Source organism: Pseudomonas sp. F007 (assembly GCF_057814275.1).
Window position 1 is genome coordinate 378,524 of sequence record NZ_JBVATA010000002.1, and the last position, 14,347, is coordinate 392,870.

At 61.4% G+C, this 14,347-nt stretch carries 13 protein-coding genes; 8 read left to right on the forward strand and 5 right to left on the reverse strand.

From position 1 onward, the window contains the following. Nucleotides 1–42: 42 nt before the first annotated feature. The 4 genes from ACZYR5_RS05940 to ACZYR5_RS05955 form a co-directional block, all read right to left on the reverse strand. Entirely contained in the window at nt 43–492 is a 450-nt protein-coding gene (locus ACZYR5_RS05940) for an NfeD family protein (RefSeq protein WP_489088758.1), read from the reverse strand. Nucleotides 493–502: 10 nt separating this feature from the next. Further along, on the reverse strand, nt 503–1,423 hold the full coding sequence (locus ACZYR5_RS05945; protein WP_489088757.1) for an SPFH domain-containing protein: 921 nt from the start codon (nt 1,421–1,423) through the stop codon (nt 503–505). 70 nt (nt 1,424–1,493) lie between these two features. Next, nucleotides 1,494–3,275: a type IV pilus assembly ATPase TfpB gene (tfpB, locus tag ACZYR5_RS05950; protein ID WP_489088756.1), complete on the reverse strand. Its 1,782-nt coding sequence runs from the start codon at nt 3,273–3,275 to the stop codon at nt 1,494–1,496. A 111-nt stretch (nt 3,276–3,386) separates the two neighbouring features. Continuing rightward, nucleotides 3,387–3,725 carry a hypothetical protein gene (locus tag ACZYR5_RS05955; protein ID WP_489088755.1) on the reverse strand — a complete coding sequence of 113 codons (339 nt, stop codon included), beginning with the start codon at nt 3,723–3,725 and terminating at the stop codon, nt 3,387–3,389. Nucleotides 3,726–3,850: 125 nt separating this feature from the next. On the opposite strand from ACZYR5_RS05955, the gene ACZYR5_RS05960 reads away from it, so the two are divergent. After that, nucleotides 3,851–4,315, forward strand: coding sequence for an Lrp/AsnC family transcriptional regulator (locus ACZYR5_RS05960; RefSeq protein ID WP_489088754.1), 465 nt, complete (start codon nt 3,851–3,853; stop codon nt 4,313–4,315). 122 nt (nt 4,316–4,437) lie between these two features. Here the strand turns inward: ACZYR5_RS05960 and ACZYR5_RS05965 are convergent, their stop codons facing one another. After that, nucleotides 4,438–5,805, reverse strand: coding sequence for a CYTH domain-containing protein (locus ACZYR5_RS05965; protein WP_489088753.1), 1,368 nt, complete (start codon nt 5,803–5,805; stop codon nt 4,438–4,440). Between the two features lie 157 nt (nt 5,806–5,962). Between ACZYR5_RS05965 and argE the strand changes: the two genes are divergently transcribed. From argE to ssuD, 7 genes are all read left to right on the forward strand, one after another. Then, nucleotides 5,963–7,111 carry an acetylornithine deacetylase gene (gene argE / locus ACZYR5_RS05970; RefSeq protein WP_489088752.1) on the forward strand — a complete coding sequence of 383 codons (1,149 nt, stop codon included), beginning with the start codon at nt 5,963–5,965 and terminating at the stop codon, nt 7,109–7,111. A 134-nt stretch (nt 7,112–7,245) separates the two neighbouring features. After that, nucleotides 7,246–8,544 carry an amino-acid N-acetyltransferase gene (gene argA / locus ACZYR5_RS05975; protein WP_027616918.1) on the forward strand — a complete coding sequence of 433 codons (1,299 nt, stop codon included), beginning with the start codon at nt 7,246–7,248 and terminating at the stop codon, nt 8,542–8,544. 468 nt (nt 8,545–9,012) lie between these two features. Beyond that, a complete protein-coding gene (locus ACZYR5_RS05980; protein WP_489088751.1) occupies nt 9,013–10,386 on the forward strand; it encodes an OprD family porin in 1,374 nt (457 codons plus the stop codon). A 286-nt stretch (nt 10,387–10,672) separates the two neighbouring features. Further along, the gene (locus ACZYR5_RS05985) at nt 10,673–11,311 is read left to right on the forward strand and encodes a peroxiredoxin (RefSeq protein ID WP_489088750.1); all 639 of its coding nucleotides are present in this window, start codon (nt 10,673–10,675) and stop codon (nt 11,309–11,311) included. A 210-nt stretch (nt 11,312–11,521) separates the two neighbouring features. Continuing rightward, a complete protein-coding gene (ssuE, locus tag ACZYR5_RS05990; RefSeq protein WP_489088749.1) occupies nt 11,522–12,115 on the forward strand; it encodes an NADPH-dependent FMN reductase in 594 nt (197 codons plus the stop codon). Nucleotides 12,116–12,205: 90 nt separating this feature from the next. Further along, the gene (locus ACZYR5_RS05995) at nt 12,206–13,171 is read left to right on the forward strand and encodes a sulfonate ABC transporter substrate-binding protein (protein ID WP_027616922.1); all 966 of its coding nucleotides are present in this window, start codon (nt 12,206–12,208) and stop codon (nt 13,169–13,171) included. Nucleotides 13,172–13,196: 25 nt separating this feature from the next. Continuing rightward, nucleotides 13,197–14,345, forward strand: a complete 1,149-nt coding sequence (gene ssuD, locus ACZYR5_RS06000; protein WP_489088748.1) for an FMNH2-dependent alkanesulfonate monooxygenase — start codon at nt 13,197–13,199, stop codon at nt 14,343–14,345. Nucleotides 14,346–14,347: the final 2 nt, after the last annotated feature.

Below are 14,347 nucleotides of genomic sequence, written 5' to 3' on the forward strand. Positions count from 1 at the left end.
TGGCCGGTTGGATCGGCAAAGCGCATTTTTGTTCCGCGCCGGTCAATCCAGGTGTTCAACCACTATCACCACACCGTCCATCCCCACCACCCGCACTTTGGCGCCTTCGGGCGTATCCGGGCCCCGGGCCATCCACACGCCATCGGCGACCTTGATCTTGCCACGCCCGTCGACAATCGCCTGATGCACCACGTACACCTTGCCCAGCAGTTCCTGGCCGCGCAGGTTGAGGTTCGGCTCATCGCTGGTGCGCACCGCACTGCGCTGGCGGTACCACCAGTACAGGGCGGTGAGGATCGACAGCAAGCCGAACAGCAGGATCTGCCACTCCCACGACAGGCCGGGAATGATGAAGGTCAGCACGCCGACGGCGGCGGCCGCGAGACCAATCCACAGCAGATAACCGCCGGCACCGAACACTTCGAGAATCAGCAGCACTGTGCCCAGCGCCAGCCAGTCCCAGAATGAAAGCTGTTGCAGGAATGCCCACATAAATCGCGCCTCAGACCTTCTTGCCGTCGAACGTGGCCTTGACGATCTCGCCGATACCGCCGACCGCGCCAATCACCTGGCTGGCTTCCAGCGGCATCAGGATGACTTTGCTGTTGTTGGCCGAGGCCAGTTGGCCGAGTGCATCGATGTACTTTTGTGCGACGAAGTAGTTCACCGCCTGTACGTTGCCGTGGGCAATCGCTTCAGACACCACCTGGGTGGCCTTGGCCTCCGCTTCGGCCTGGCGCTCACGGGCTTCGGATTCGAGAAAGGCCGCCTGGCGACTGCCCTCGGCCTCGAGGATCTGCGCCTGCTTCTTGCCCTCGGCGGTGAGAATCGCCGAGGCGCGCAGGCCTTCGGCTTCCAGGATCTGTGCACGCTTGATCCGCTCGGCCTTCATCTGCCCGGACATGGCGGCCATCAGGTCGGCGGGTGGGCTGATGTCCTTGATTTCGATTCGGGTGATCTTGATGCCCCAGGGCGCGGTCGCTTCGTCGACGGTGCGCAGCAGTTTTTCGTTGATACCGTCGCGCTGGCTGAGCATGGCGTCCAGTTCCATCGAGCCGAGCACGGTACGGATGTTGGTCTGCAGCAGGTTGCGAATGGCGTGTTCGAGGTTGTTCACCTCGTAGGCCGCCTGTGCGGTGTTGACCACCTGGAAGAAGCACACGGCATCGATCTGCACCGTGGCGTTGTCGGCGGTGATGACTTCCTGCGGCGGAATATCCAGCACGCTTTCCATCACGTTGATCTTGCGGCCGATGCGGTCCATCACCGGAATGATGATGTTCAGGCCTGGCTTGAGGGTGTTGGTGTAGCGGCCAAAGCGCTCGACGGTCCATTGATAGCCCTGGGGAACCACTTTGAACCCCATGAACAGAATGGCGACCACCAGGCCAAGGAAAAGCAGAAGTACGCTACCGGTTTGCATGAAAAATCCCTGTTCAGTCAATGAAGGTGCAGGCCTGAGTGTAGCGGCGCGAAGATGCCCGCGGCACGGATTACTTCTGTGCAGAGTGTGGCGTTACCCGCAGGACTTCCTCGACGCTGGTCAGTCCGGCAGCGATTTTCTGCGCGCCGGCTTCGCGCAGGCTGCACATGCCGTCCTTGAGCGCCTGCTCCCGCAGGGCCTGGACGTCGGTGTCCGGGCTGATCAGGGCCTTGAGGCGGTCGCTCAATTGCATGATTTCATAGACCCCGGCGCGCCCGCGGTAGCCAGTATTGCGGCATTCCAGGCAACCCGAGGCGCGCTGGGCGTTGGCCGGCAGGGGCAGCGGCCTGGGATGGGTCAGGCTGCGCCAGTCGTGTTCGGCCAGTTTCAGCGGCGCCTTGCAGTGCGGGCACAGCGTGCGCACCAGGCGTTGCGCCATGACCCCCAGCAGGGTGGCCTTGATCAGATAGTGGGCAATGCCCAGTTCCAATAAGCGGCTGATGGCGCTGGGCGCATCGTTGGTGTGCAGGGTCGACAGCACCAGGTGCCCGGTGAGCGCTGCCTGGATCGCCATTTCGGCCGTTTCGACATCGCGGATTTCGCCGACCATGATGATGTCCGGGTCCTGGCGCATCAGGGCGCGCACGCCGCTGGCAAAATTCAGGTCGATGTTGTGCTGGACCTGCATCTGGTTGAACGCCGGCTCGATCATCTCGATCGGATCTTCGATGGTGCACAAGTTGACCTGCGGCGTCGCGAGTTGCTTCAAGGTGCTGTAGAGCGTGGTGGTCTTGCCCGACCCCGTGGGGCCCGTGACCAGAATGATGCCGTTGGGCTGGCGGGTCATGTCCTGCCAGCGCTGCAGATCATCGGCGCAGAACCCCAGCTCGCTGAAGTCCTTGAGCAGCACCTGTGGATCAAAGATGCGCATCACCAGCTTTTCGCCGAAGGCGGTGGGCAGGGTGGACAGGCGCAGTTCGACTTCCGCGCCCTGGGGCGTGCGCGCCTTGACCCGACCGTCCTGAGGCTTGCGCTTTTCGGCGACGTTCATCCGCCCCAGGCTTTTCAGGCGGCTGACAATCGCCAGGCAGACCTGCGGGGGGAACTGATAGACCCCGTGCAATACGCCGTCGATGCGAAAGCGCAAAGTGCCCTGTTCGCGTCGCGGCTCGATGTGGATATCGCTGGCACGCTGCTGGAAAGCGTACTGGAACAGCCAGTCGACGATGTTGACGATGTGTGCGTCATTGGCGTCGGGCTCCTGGTCGCTGGCGCCAAGATTGAGCAGTTGCTCGAAGTTGCCTGCAGCATTCACCGCGTGATCCGCCCGGGTCGCGCCGTTGACCGACCGGGCCAGGCGATAGAACTCCGTGCAGTAGCGCTGGATGTCGGCGGGGTTGGCCAGCACGCGCTTGATCGGCACCTGCAGCACGTGCGCCAGGTCGGCTTCCCAGCCGCGAACATAAGGCTGCGAGCTGGCGATGGTGACGGCATCGCGATCAATCGCCACGGCGAGGATCTTGTGGCGCTGGGCGAAGGCGTAGGACATCAGCGGAGTGACCCGGGCGACATTGATGGTCAACGGATCGATGCGCATATAGGGCTGGCCGGCCAGTTTGGCCAGCCACAGGGTCAGGCTTTCCAGGTCCAGGTGGTGGCCCGGGCGATGGCGATTGGCGAGTCGTTGGCCGGCCAGAAACTCCAGCGGGTGCAACGGGCTGTTGGCCGCGTCGCGACGAGCGCTCAGCGTTTGTTCGGCAGCTGCCTGGCTGATCAATCCTTGATCGAGCAAGCCACGCAGCAATTCATTCAGATCCAGCCAGCGATCCTGGGTAGCGAGTAGAGAGGACATCCGCACTCCTTGTGGAAACGATCTAGAGCATCGATTGCCAAGGATAGATCGCCTCGGGCACTGCCTTGGCGGCACGGCCCGATCAAGCGTTGCGGGGTTTTTCCGTGGGCCTCAACCAACCGCAAGTGCCGCTGCCGGCCATTGTGAATCAATGGTTTTGAGCTGAACCGAGCAGACACTGATCAGGTTACGGAGTTTTTCCGCGATCACTTCGGCGCGATGCCAGCTCAGGCCATCGATGACGATCTCCAGAGCCAGCAGGTCGTCCTGGCGCTGCACATTGACCTGAAGTGGCACGAGAAACTGCAAGGCAAACAGGTTCAGCGCCCGGCACAGTAGATCCGGTTCGGCTTCGGCGAGCAATTGATAGTGCACCTGGCAATGGACGTTGCCGGCATGCCAGACATCGGCGCGGGAAGGGTGGTTGCTGACGGCTTCGAGCAGGGGCATGGTCGGTCTCCAGGTCAATGGAGAAATTTTTACATCTGCAGTGGGGATTTATTTGCCTAAGATGGGCAAGTTTGGATTTTTTTTGAATCATTCAATTCATTAATAATAGATGCAGGGATTAATTTATGCGCAGCGAATTGGACGCCTACGACCGCCGCATCCTGGCGTTGCTGCAAGAGGACGCTTCGCTGTCCAGCGCGCAGATTGCCGAGCAGGTCGGCTTATCGCAGTCGCCTTGCTGGCGGCGCATTCAGCGGATGCGCGAGGAGGGGGTGATTCGCGGTCAGGTGACCTTGCTCGATCGCAAGAAGATCGGCCTCAACACGCAGATTTTTGCCGAGGTCAAACTCAACGCCCACGGCCGTTCGAACTTCACCGAATTCACCGAGGCGATCCGCGGTTTTCCCGAAGTGCTGGAGTGTTATGTGCTGATGGGGGCGGTGGACTTTCTGCTGCGTATCGTCACGGCAGACATCGAGGCCTATGAGCGCTTCTTCTTCGAGAAGCTGTCGATGGTGCCGGGGATTCAGGAAGTGAATTCGATTGTGGCGTTGTCGGAGATCAAGTCGACCACCAGTTTGCCGGTTTGAAGGTATTGCGGTGATTGGGCTGGCCTCTTCGCTGGCGAGCCAGCTCCTACAGGGGGGCGTGTGCACCACAGACCCTTGTAGGAGCTGGCTTGTCGGGCCGCCGCATCGCGGCGAAGGCGGCATCACATACGCAGAAGGGTCTTCCACGCGCGGTTCTGATACACCGCAATCGCCTGCTGCTTGCGGGCGTCGAGCACTTCGTCGGTGATCGACTCGTTGGCCAGTTGCGCCAGCTTGTTCAGCTCACCGTACAGGCGATCCATTTCCGCCACGTCCAGCACCGCTCGGGCGTGGTGCAGCCAGGTCTGGATGCGTTCGATGCGCGGCAGTTGCTCGGCGAGGTCTTCGGGCTGTTGCTGGTAACGTTGCAGTTGCAGCGAGGTGGCTTCTTCGCCCAGCAGGCGCGGCAGCCAGTTACCCAACTGCGCGGCGCCCTGGCGGTTGCCTCGGGTATTGCGGTCGGCGGTCCAGGTGCGGGCCAGCAGCCAGCGCGAAGCGTTCAGCGAGAACTGACCCCAGCGCGGGTCTTCAAGTTCTTCGAGGAATTGCTCAGGCGCCACCTTGCGCACGTCTTCGTCATCCAGGCCGGCCTGGACCAGCGGACGCCAGTCTTCGAGCAGGGCATCCAGGGCCACGCGCAGGTCGTGGGTCGACTGACGTGGCGCGGCCTGGCCGAGGCTGCCAATCAGTGCGCGCAGTTCGGCCAGGCACTCGACCCAGTCCTGCAGCAGACGCCAATGACCGTTGAAGCGGTACTGCTCGGCCAGCCGCTGGCTGCTGCCCAGCAGGTGCCAGCACAGGGCGGCGAATGCATCGTCCAGCGGCATTTCGAATGTCAGCTCGGGGGCCGGCAGGCTCAGCGTGTAGCTGTTGGCGTCGTACAGGCGATAGCCACGTTCCGCCTTGCTGATGTCGCACGGCATCAGCGCCAGTTTCTCGGCCAACTCGGCGGCCAGTTCGAGCAATGCCGCTGGTTCGCCTTCGCGCAGTTCCAGTTCCAGCTCGCAGATTTCTTCTTTCTGTTTGCCGACCACTACGTGGCCCAGGTCCAGCGCGGCCTCGATCACTACTTTGGCCTTGCCACGGCCCCAGGCGATTTCAGCGCGCTCGCGCACGAAGTCGGTGGTGAAGATCGGCTTGAGGGTCTTTTTGTCCAGCTCGGCCAGCGCTTGCGGCCAGCATTCGCCGTCGAGTTTCTTGACGTCGAGCTTGGCCTTGGGCAAGTCCCAGTTGTATTCGTTGCGCTCGGACAGGCCGGCAACGCTCTGGCCACGGGTCTTGAGGGTCTGGATCACTACGTCGCCATCGCGGCGCAGGCGCAGGGCAACCTTGGCGTGGGCCAGTTCGCGCTCCGGGGTGTCGAAGTACTGGTTCATCAACTCACGGCTTTCCCAGCCACTTTTGTTGCGTTTTTTCAGCAGAGGATGCTCGCGCAAGGCGGCGAGGGTTTCGCGGCTGACGCGCAGTTTGATTTCGGTTTCTTTGTGCATGGCCGGAAAATCCAGGATCGGGGATGCAGCCGGGGGAAATGTGTGGCTGCCAAGGCCGTGCAGTGTACAGCACTCAACTAACCAACGCCCCGCGACGGTTTATTCCTGTCACTGGATGGTTCTATGATGAACCTCAATCCGCGAGTAGGAGCCAGCGATGCCTTTGCCGTCCATGAAAGACCAGTTCGCTGCACTGATCGCCACGCCGTCCGTCAGTTGCACCCAAGCGCACCTGGACCAGAGCAACCGCCCGGTGATCGACTTGTTGGCCACCTGGCTCGGCGACCTCGGTTTCGCCTGCGAGATCCAGCAGGTCAGCCCCGGCAAGTTCAACCTGCTCGCCACCTTCGGCAGTGGTCCCGGCGGCCTGGTGCTGGCCGGGCACAGCGACACCGTGCCGTTCGATGGCGCGTTGTGGCAAACCGATCCGCTGAAACTCACCGAAGTCGACGGTCGCTGGGTGGGCCTGGGCAGTTGCGACATGAAGGGGTTTTTCGCCCTGGCCATCGAAGCCTTGCTGCCGTTGCTCGACCAGCCGTTCAAGCAACCGCTGATGATCCTCGCCACCTGCGATGAAGAAAGCTCGATGTCCGGTGCCCGTGCCCTGGCGGCGGCCGGCAAGCCCCTGGGGCGGGTGGCGGTGATCGGCGAGCCGACAGGCCTGAAGCCGATTCGCCTGCACAAGGGGGTGATGATGGAACGCATCGACATCCTCGGCCAGAGCGGCCACTCCTCCGATCCGCGCCTGGGCCACAGCGCGCTGGAAGCCATGCACGATGCCATGGGCGAGCTGCGCGGCTTGCGCTTGCTCTGGCAGCGTGAATTCAGCAATCCGCAGTTCAGCGTGCCGCAACCGACCCTCAATTTTGGCTGCATCCACGGCGGCGACAACCCGAATCGCATCTGCGGCCAGTGTTCACTGGAATTCGACCTGCGGCCCCTGCCGGGCATGGACCCGGACGCCTTGCGTGGCGCCATCCGCCAGAGGCTGCAACCGGTCGCCGAGCGTCATCAGGTAAAGATCGACTATGCGCCGCTGTTCCCCGAAGTGCCGCCGTTCGAGCAGCCTGCGGAGTCGGATCTGGTCCAGGTTGCCGAAAAACTCACCGGCCACAGTGCCGAAGCAGTAGCGTTCGGTACCGAAGCGCCTTATCTTCAGCGCCTTGGTTGTGAGACCGTGGTGCTCGGTCCTGGCGACATCGCCTGTGCCCACCAGCCGGGGGAATTCCTGCAAATGTCACGTTTGCAGCCTACGGTGCATCTACTAAGACAATTGATCGAACATTACTGCCTGACCCCGGCTTGAATCCCGGGGCAATCCATCCGTATTCATGAGGAGAGCGCGCGTGTCGCCAAGCCTGTTCCGACGATAACCACCAGCCCGCTGTGCGTTTTGCAAAGTCCTTTTATCGGCTGTTATTTATTACAGGTGCAGGTGTTATGCCCGAGTACGTCAACTGGCTTCGTCACGCTTCCCCTTACATCAACGCCCACCGCGATTGCACCTTCGTCGTCATGCTGCCCGGCGACGGTGTTGAACACCCGAATTTCGGCAATATCGTCCACGACCTGGTGCTGTTGCACAGCCTCGGCGTGCGCCTGGTACTGGTGCACGGTTCGCGTCCGCAAATCGAAACCCGCCTCGCTGCCCGTGGCCTGACCCCGCACTATCACCACGGCATGCGCATCACCGATGCCGCGACCCTGGAATGCGTGATCGATGCCGTCGGCCAATTGCGCATCGCCATCGAGGCGCGCCTGTCGATGGACATGGCTTCATCGCCCATGCAGGGTTCGCGCCTGCGGGTGGCCAGCGGCAACCTGGTGACCGCGCGGCCGATTGGCGTGCTCGAGGGCGTCGATTATCACCACACCGGCGAAGTGCGCCGGGTCGACCGCAAGGGCATCAACCGCCTGCTGGACGAGCGCTCCATCGTGCTGCTGTCGCCGCTGGGCTACTCGCCGACCGGGGAGATCTTCAATCTGGCCTGCGAGGACGTCGCCACCCGTGCGGCCATCGACCTGGGGGCCGACAAGCTGCTGCTGTTCGGTGCCGAAATGGGCCTGATCGGTGAAGACGGGCGGCTGGTGCGCGAATTGCGCCCGCAACAGGTGCCGGCACACTTGCAGCGCCTGGGTTCGAACTACCAGGGCGAACTGCTGGACGCGGCGGCCGAGGCGTGCCGCGGCGGCGTCGGTCGCAGCCATATTGTCAGCTATGCCGAAGACGGCGCACTGCTCACCGAGCTGTTCACCCGGGACGGTGGCGGTACGCTGGTCGCCCAGGAGCAGTTCGAGCTGCTACGCGAAGCGGCCATCGAAGACGTTGGCGGTTTGCTGGATCTGATCAGTCCGCTGGAAGAGCAGGGCATCCTGGTGCGTCGTTCGCGAGAGGTGCTGGAGCGCGAAATCGAGCAGTTCAGCGTGGTCGAGCGCGAAGGGATGATCATTGCCTGCGCAGCGCTGTACCAGATTGCCGACTCGGATGCCGGCGAGCTGGCGTGCCTGGCGGTGAACCCGGAATACCGCCATGGCCGCCGCGGCGACGAACTGCTGGAACGGATCGAAAGCCGTGCCCGTGCCCAAGGGCTGAAAACCCTGTTCGTGCTCACCACCCGCACCGCACACTGGTTCCGCGAGCGCGGCTTTGTGCCCAGCAGCGTCGAGCGCCTGCCGTCGGCACGGGCTTCGCTGTACAACTACCAGCGCAATTCGAAGATCTTCGAAAAAGCCCTCTGACCCCGCCACCACCGCCCTGGCTTTCAATCGAAGCCAGGGTGACAGAAATATTTCAGCGATACATAAACTGTAACATTTGCCCCGGATGATGCGCGCTTCATCCAATGAAGTCGCGTTTTTGATCATTCTTGACGACCGTCAATGTCTTTTTCGAGTAGATGATCTAAAAAAACTTCATTAAATACTGTTTAGGAATTAGCGGTGTAACCGATATCCTGCGCTCCGTTCGGAGATGGCAGGCTCGCTATATTCCAGAATGGTATGAAAAACTATGAAATAATTCTTTTTGGGTTTATCGAAAAGTCATTAACCTGAACACACCGAATCATGCGGTTAGACCTTGGTCGTAGACACACCTTGTTACGATTGACTTGGTGGATGGGCTCTGGCGCTAATCGCGCATCTGTGGAACCGGGGCGACAGACCCTGGACCAGAAACACAAAAATTAGAAACGAGAGGAGTGATACATGAACAAGTCCACCTTGGCCCTGGCTGTGGCCGTAGGGGTTGTCGCGCAGCAGGCAGGCGCCGCCGGTTTTATCGAAGACAGCAAGGCCACTCTGGGCCTGCGCAACTTCTATATCAACACCGATAACCGCGACAACAACACCAAAGCTGCCGGTGCGCAGAACAAGCAGGAAGAGTGGGGCCAGGGTTTCGACCTGCGTTTCACCTCGGGCTACACCCAGGGCACCGTAGGCTTTGGTCTTGATGCCATCGGCCTGCTGGGCGTGAAGCTGGATTCCGGCGGCGGCACCAACGGCGCAACCGCTACTTCGTACGGCGGCACCGTGTTCCCGAGCAAGTCCAACGGTGAAGCCGTTGATAACTTCTCCAGCCTGGGCCTGACCGCCAAGGCCAAGATCTCCCAGACCGAACTGAAATTGGGCACCCTGCAGCCAAAACTGCCAGTGATCGTGACCAACGACGGTCGCCTGCTGCCGCAAACCTTCCAGGGCGGCCAGATCACCACCAACGAGATCAAGGACCTGACCCTGGTCGGTGGCCAGATCGAGCACGCCAAGGGCCGTAACTCGAGCAACAACGAAGAATTGTCGATCGCTGGCGCCAACAGCCCGACCGCTTCGGGTCGCGACAGCAACAAGTTCATCTACGGTGGTGGTGACTACAAGATCACCAAGGACCTGACTGCCCAGTACTATTACGGCAACCTGGATAACTTCTACAAGCAACACTTCCTGGGCCTGATCCACAGCTGGGCGATCGGCCCGGGCGTGCTGAAGTCCGACCTGCGCTACTTCAACAGCCGCGATGACGGTGCCAACGGCAACGATCCTGCGTACTACACCACCGGTGACTACGGCACTGGCATCACCAAGGGCAAGGTCGACAACAACCTGTACAGCGGCCTGTTCCTGTACACCGTTTCTGGTCACACCTTCGGTGGCGGTTACCAGGTCAGCAACGGCGACAGCGATTTCCCTTGGCTGAACCAGGGCGACGGCTCGTCGGCTTACCTGACTACCGACATGCAAATCGCCAAGTTCGCCCGTGCTGGCGAACGTACCTGGCAGGCGCGCTACTCCTATGACTTCGCCCAGATCGGCGCACCAGGCCTGACCGCCGGTATCGTTTACCTGCGCGGCGACGACATCGACACCTCGGGCAGCGTCGGTACCACCAAGCCACAGACTCGCGTCAACGCCACCGGCGCCAGCGAGTGGGAACGTGACCTGACCGTGGCTTACGTAGTGCCTCAGGGTCCGCTGAAAAACCTCGGCCTGACCTGGAAAAACGCCATGTGGCGCAACGACATCCCAGGTCAACGCGACCAGGATGAAAACCGCCTGATCGTCAGCTACTCGATCCCGCTGTTGTAACAGCGCGGTTCGCAACTGACGAAAAAAAGCCCCGCCCGGCATCACGCCGGGCGGGGCTTTGTCTTGCAGGAAGGCCCGCCCCCGCGGGTGCTTCCTTACTTCCCTCTCTACAGCAACTCAAGGCCTTCTCGAACCTTGGCGCCAGAGTGGCCGCTGCGCGTGCGAGCGTCCAGTGAACAGAAATTTAATATTCCTTGCAGTTCTAAATAAATCGATATTTATTCTTTTTAATTAATAAAAAGACGAGGCACAGTAGGCTCATCACGCACTTACAAGGAGCCGCACCATGAGCCTCAAACTCGGCGATATCGCCCCCGATTTCCAACAGGATTCCAGCGCCGGCACCATCCGCTTCCATGAGTGGCTGGGCGATAGCTGGGGCGTGCTGTTTTCCCATCCAGCCGACTTCACGCCGGTGTGCACCACCGAACTGGGCTTCACTGCGAGGCTCAAGGACGAATTTGCCCAGCGTGGGGTCAAGGCCATTGCCCTGTCGGTCGACCCGGTGGATTCGCACCATCGCTGGATCGAGGATATCAACGAAACCCAGGACACTCAGGTCAACTTTCCGATCCTCGCCGACGCCGACCGCAAGGTGTCCGACCTCTACGACCTGATCCACCCGAACGCCAACGACACCCTGACTGTGCGCTCGCTGTTCGTCATCGACCCGAACAAGAAGGTTCGACTGACCATCACCTACCCAGCCAGCACCGGACGCAACTTCCACGAAATCCTGCGGGTGATCGACTCCCTGCAACTCACCGACAGCCACAAGGTGGCCACGCCAGCCAACTGGCAGGACGGCGATGAGGTGGTGATCGTGCCTTCGCTCAAGGACGAGGCGGAAATTGCCCAGCGCTTCCCCAAAGGCTATCGCGCCGTGAAGCCCTACCTGCGCCTGACGCCGCAACCGAACCGCTGATAGCGCCGCAAAGACTTTCCAAAGCAGGGGTTTTCAGGCCGTTTCGACGGCCTTTTTTTATGGGCGATCGAAAGCTGTTTGTATATTTCCGTAAGGCATAACCAAATGAATAAATATGATTTATGGATATAAAAAACACCTGTTAAGGTTGCTTCAACCAACGCGAGATCGCCGCCGCGAATCGCTCATAACGCGCAAGGAATCAAGGCAATGCTGGTCGTCTCACTCGGAGGAAGTCCCAGCCAACGCTCCCGTTCAGGGGTGCTGCTGGAGCGCTGCCAACGCTGGTTGCAACAACAGGGAGTGGAAGTGGTGAGTTACCAGGTACGGGACTTCCCGGCCGAAGACTTGCTGCATGCACGCTTCGACAGCCCGAAGGTGATCGACCTGCTGCAACAGATTGAAAATGCCGATGGCCTGGTGATCGCCACCCCGGTGTACAAGGCGTCGTTTTCCGGGGCGCTGAAAACCCTGCTGGACTTGCTGCCTGAGCGTGCCCTGAGTCACAAGGTGGTGTTGCCAATGGCTACGGGCGGCAGCATCGCCCACATGCTGGCGGTGGACTACGCGCTCAAGCCGGTGTTGTCGGCGCTCAAGGCCCAGGAAATGCTCCAGGGGATTTTTGCCGAGGACAGCCAGATCGCCTACGGCGAAGGCAGTGCCCAGGCGAAGCTGGCGCCGCAGCTGGAACAGCGTCTGCACGAAGCGTTGGATCAGTTTGTCGGCGCGCTGGCCCGACGTCCCAAGCCACTGGACCCCCAGTTGTTGAATGAACGTTTGTTGAGTGCTCGCTGGAGCATTTAAGTCTCACCCACCCACTGAAGTACTGGCCTTACTCGCCCGCCAACGGGCAAGCAGGTGCAGCCACAACCCTACTGCAAAAAGGAGAGCGCCATGCGCCCTGTCATTTTGCGTCGCGGTCTGGTCGCTCTGTTTGTTGCGGCTGTGTCCTTCGGCGCCATTACTCAAGCTCAGGCCGAAACCCTGCGGATCGGCTATCAGAAATACGGCACCCTGGTGCTGCTCAAGGCCAAGGGCACCCTGGAAAAGAGCCTCGCCGCCCAGGGCGTCGATGTGCAATGGACCGAGTTCCCAGGCGGCCCGCAACTGCTTGAAGGCCTGAACGTCGGCTCGATCGACTTCGGCGTGACCGGCGAAACCCCGCCAGTGTTCGCCCAGGCAGCCGGTGCCAATCTGCTCTACGTCGCCTACGAACCACCAGCGCCTCATAGCGAAGCGATCCTGGTGCCGAAGGATTCGGCGATCAAGTCGGTGCAGGACCTCAAGGGCAAGAAAGTCGTGCTCAACAAGGGCTCCAACGTGCACTACCTGCTGGTGCGCGCTCTGGAAGACGCCGGCCTCAAATACAGCGATATCCAGACCGTCTTCCTGCCACCGGCCGATGCCCGTGCCGCCTTCGAGCGCGGCAGCGTGGACGCCTGGGTGATCTGGGACCCGTACCAGGCCGCCGCCGAACAGCAACTGCAGGCGCGCACCCTGCGTGACGGCAAGGGCATCGTCGACAACCATCAGTTCTACCTGGCCACCAAGCCGTATGCCGAGCAACACCCGGCGGTGATCAAGACCCTGGTGGATCAGGTGCGCGCTGTCGGTGAGTGGTCGCAAGCCAACCCCGAAGACGTGACCAAACAGGTCGCACCGCTGCTTGGCCTGCCTGCCGACATCACCTTGACCTCGGTGAAACGCCAGGGCTACGGCGCGCATTTCCTCACCCCGGAAGTGGTCGCGGCGCAGCAGAAAATCGCCGACAGCTTCTACCAGCTCAAATTGATTCCCAAACCCCTGAGCATCAAAGACGTGATCTGGACGCCACCGGCGACCGTTGCCAACGCACAGTAATCCGACTTCCCAAGGAGACCACTCCATGAGCCTCAATATTTTCTGGTTCCTGCCTACCCACGGCGACGGCCATTACCTTGGCACCGCTGAAGGCGCTCGCGCCGTTGACCATGGCTACCTGCAACAAGTCGCGCAAGCGGCGGATCGCCTGGGCTTCGGCGGGGTGCTGATCCCCACCGGACGCTCCTGCGAAGATTCGTGGCTGGTTGCCGCCTCGTTGATTCCGGTGACCCAGCGCCTGAAGTTCCTGGTTGCCCTGCGCCCCGGGATCATTTCGCCGACTGTGGCGGCGCGGCAGGCGGCGACCCTGGATCGCTTGTCCGGTGGCCGTGCGCTGTTCAACCTGGTGACGGGCGGCGATCCGGAAGAATTGGCCGGCGATGGTCTGTTTTTGACTCACGAGGAGCGTTACCAGGCCTCGGTGGAATTCACCCGCATCTGGCGCCGTGTGCTGGAAGGCGAGACGGTCGACTACGACGGCGAGCACATCAGCGTGAAGGGCGCGAAATTGCTCTATCCGCCGATCCAGCAGCCGCGTCCGCCGCTGTATTTTGGCGGCTCGTCGGAAGCCGCACAGGATCTGGCCGCCGAGCAGGTGGAAATGGTCCTGACTTGGGGCGAGCCGCCGGCTGCGGTGGCCGAGAAGATCGCCCTGGTGCGCGAGAAAGCCGCAAAGCTTGGGCGCACGGTGCGCTTTGGCATTCGTCTGCACGTGATTGTCCGCGAGACCAACGCCGAAGCCTGGCAGGCAGCGGATCGACTGATCTCGCACCTGGACGACGATACCATTGCCCGCGCCCAGGCCTCCCTGGCGCGTTTCGATTCGGTGGGCCAGCAGCGCATGGCCGCCTTGCATGGCGGCAGTCGTGACAACCTGGAAGTCAGCCCCAACCTGTGGGCCGGGGTTGGCCTGGTGCGCGGTGGCGCGGGTACGGCGCTGGTGGGTGATGGTTCGACTGTGGCAGCGCGGGTCAAGGAGTACGCGGAGCTGGGTATCGACACTTTTATCTTCTCCGGTTATCCACACCTGGAAGAGTCGTACCGGGTGGCTGAACTGCTGTTCCCGCATCTGGATGTGGTACGTCCCGAACTGCCGAAAAGTGCCGGTTATGTCAGCCCGTTCGGCGAGATGGTGGCCAACGACATTCTTCCCAAAGCCGCGTCGCAGAGCTGAGG

What these genes read in the sequence shown, in the direction of transcription:
- ACZYR5_RS05940 (WP_489088758.1), bottom strand. Translation starts at nt 492, where the DNA reads ATGTGGGCATTCCTGCAACAGCTTTCATTCTGGGACTGGCTGGCGCTG.
- ACZYR5_RS05945 (WP_489088757.1), bottom strand. Translation starts at nt 1,423, where the DNA reads ATGCAAACCGGTAGCGTACTTCTGCTTTTCCTTGGCCTGGTGGTCGCC.
- tfpB (WP_489088756.1), bottom strand. Translation starts at nt 3,275, where the DNA reads ATGTCCTCTCTACTCGCTACCCAGGATCGCTGGCTGGATCTGAATGAA.
- ACZYR5_RS05955 (WP_489088755.1), bottom strand. Translation starts at nt 3,725, where the DNA reads ATGCCCCTGCTCGAAGCCGTCAGCAACCACCCTTCCCGCGCCGATGTC.
- ACZYR5_RS05960 (WP_489088754.1), top strand. Translation starts at nt 3,851, where the DNA reads ATGCGCAGCGAATTGGACGCCTACGACCGCCGCATCCTGGCGTTGCTG.
- ACZYR5_RS05965 (WP_489088753.1), bottom strand. Translation starts at nt 5,805, where the DNA reads ATGCACAAAGAAACCGAAATCAAACTGCGCGTCAGCCGCGAAACCCTC.
- argE (WP_489088752.1), top strand. Translation starts at nt 5,963, where the DNA reads ATGCCTTTGCCGTCCATGAAAGACCAGTTCGCTGCACTGATCGCCACG.
- argA (WP_027616918.1), top strand. Translation starts at nt 7,246, where the DNA reads ATGCCCGAGTACGTCAACTGGCTTCGTCACGCTTCCCCTTACATCAAC.
- ACZYR5_RS05980 (WP_489088751.1), top strand. Translation starts at nt 9,013, where the DNA reads ATGAACAAGTCCACCTTGGCCCTGGCTGTGGCCGTAGGGGTTGTCGCG.
- ACZYR5_RS05985 (WP_489088750.1), top strand. Translation starts at nt 10,673, where the DNA reads ATGAGCCTCAAACTCGGCGATATCGCCCCCGATTTCCAACAGGATTCC.
- ssuE (WP_489088749.1), top strand. Translation starts at nt 11,522, where the DNA reads ATGCTGGTCGTCTCACTCGGAGGAAGTCCCAGCCAACGCTCCCGTTCA.
- ACZYR5_RS05995 (WP_027616922.1), top strand. Translation starts at nt 12,206, where the DNA reads ATGCGCCCTGTCATTTTGCGTCGCGGTCTGGTCGCTCTGTTTGTTGCG.
- ssuD (WP_489088748.1), top strand. Translation starts at nt 13,197, where the DNA reads ATGAGCCTCAATATTTTCTGGTTCCTGCCTACCCACGGCGACGGCCAT.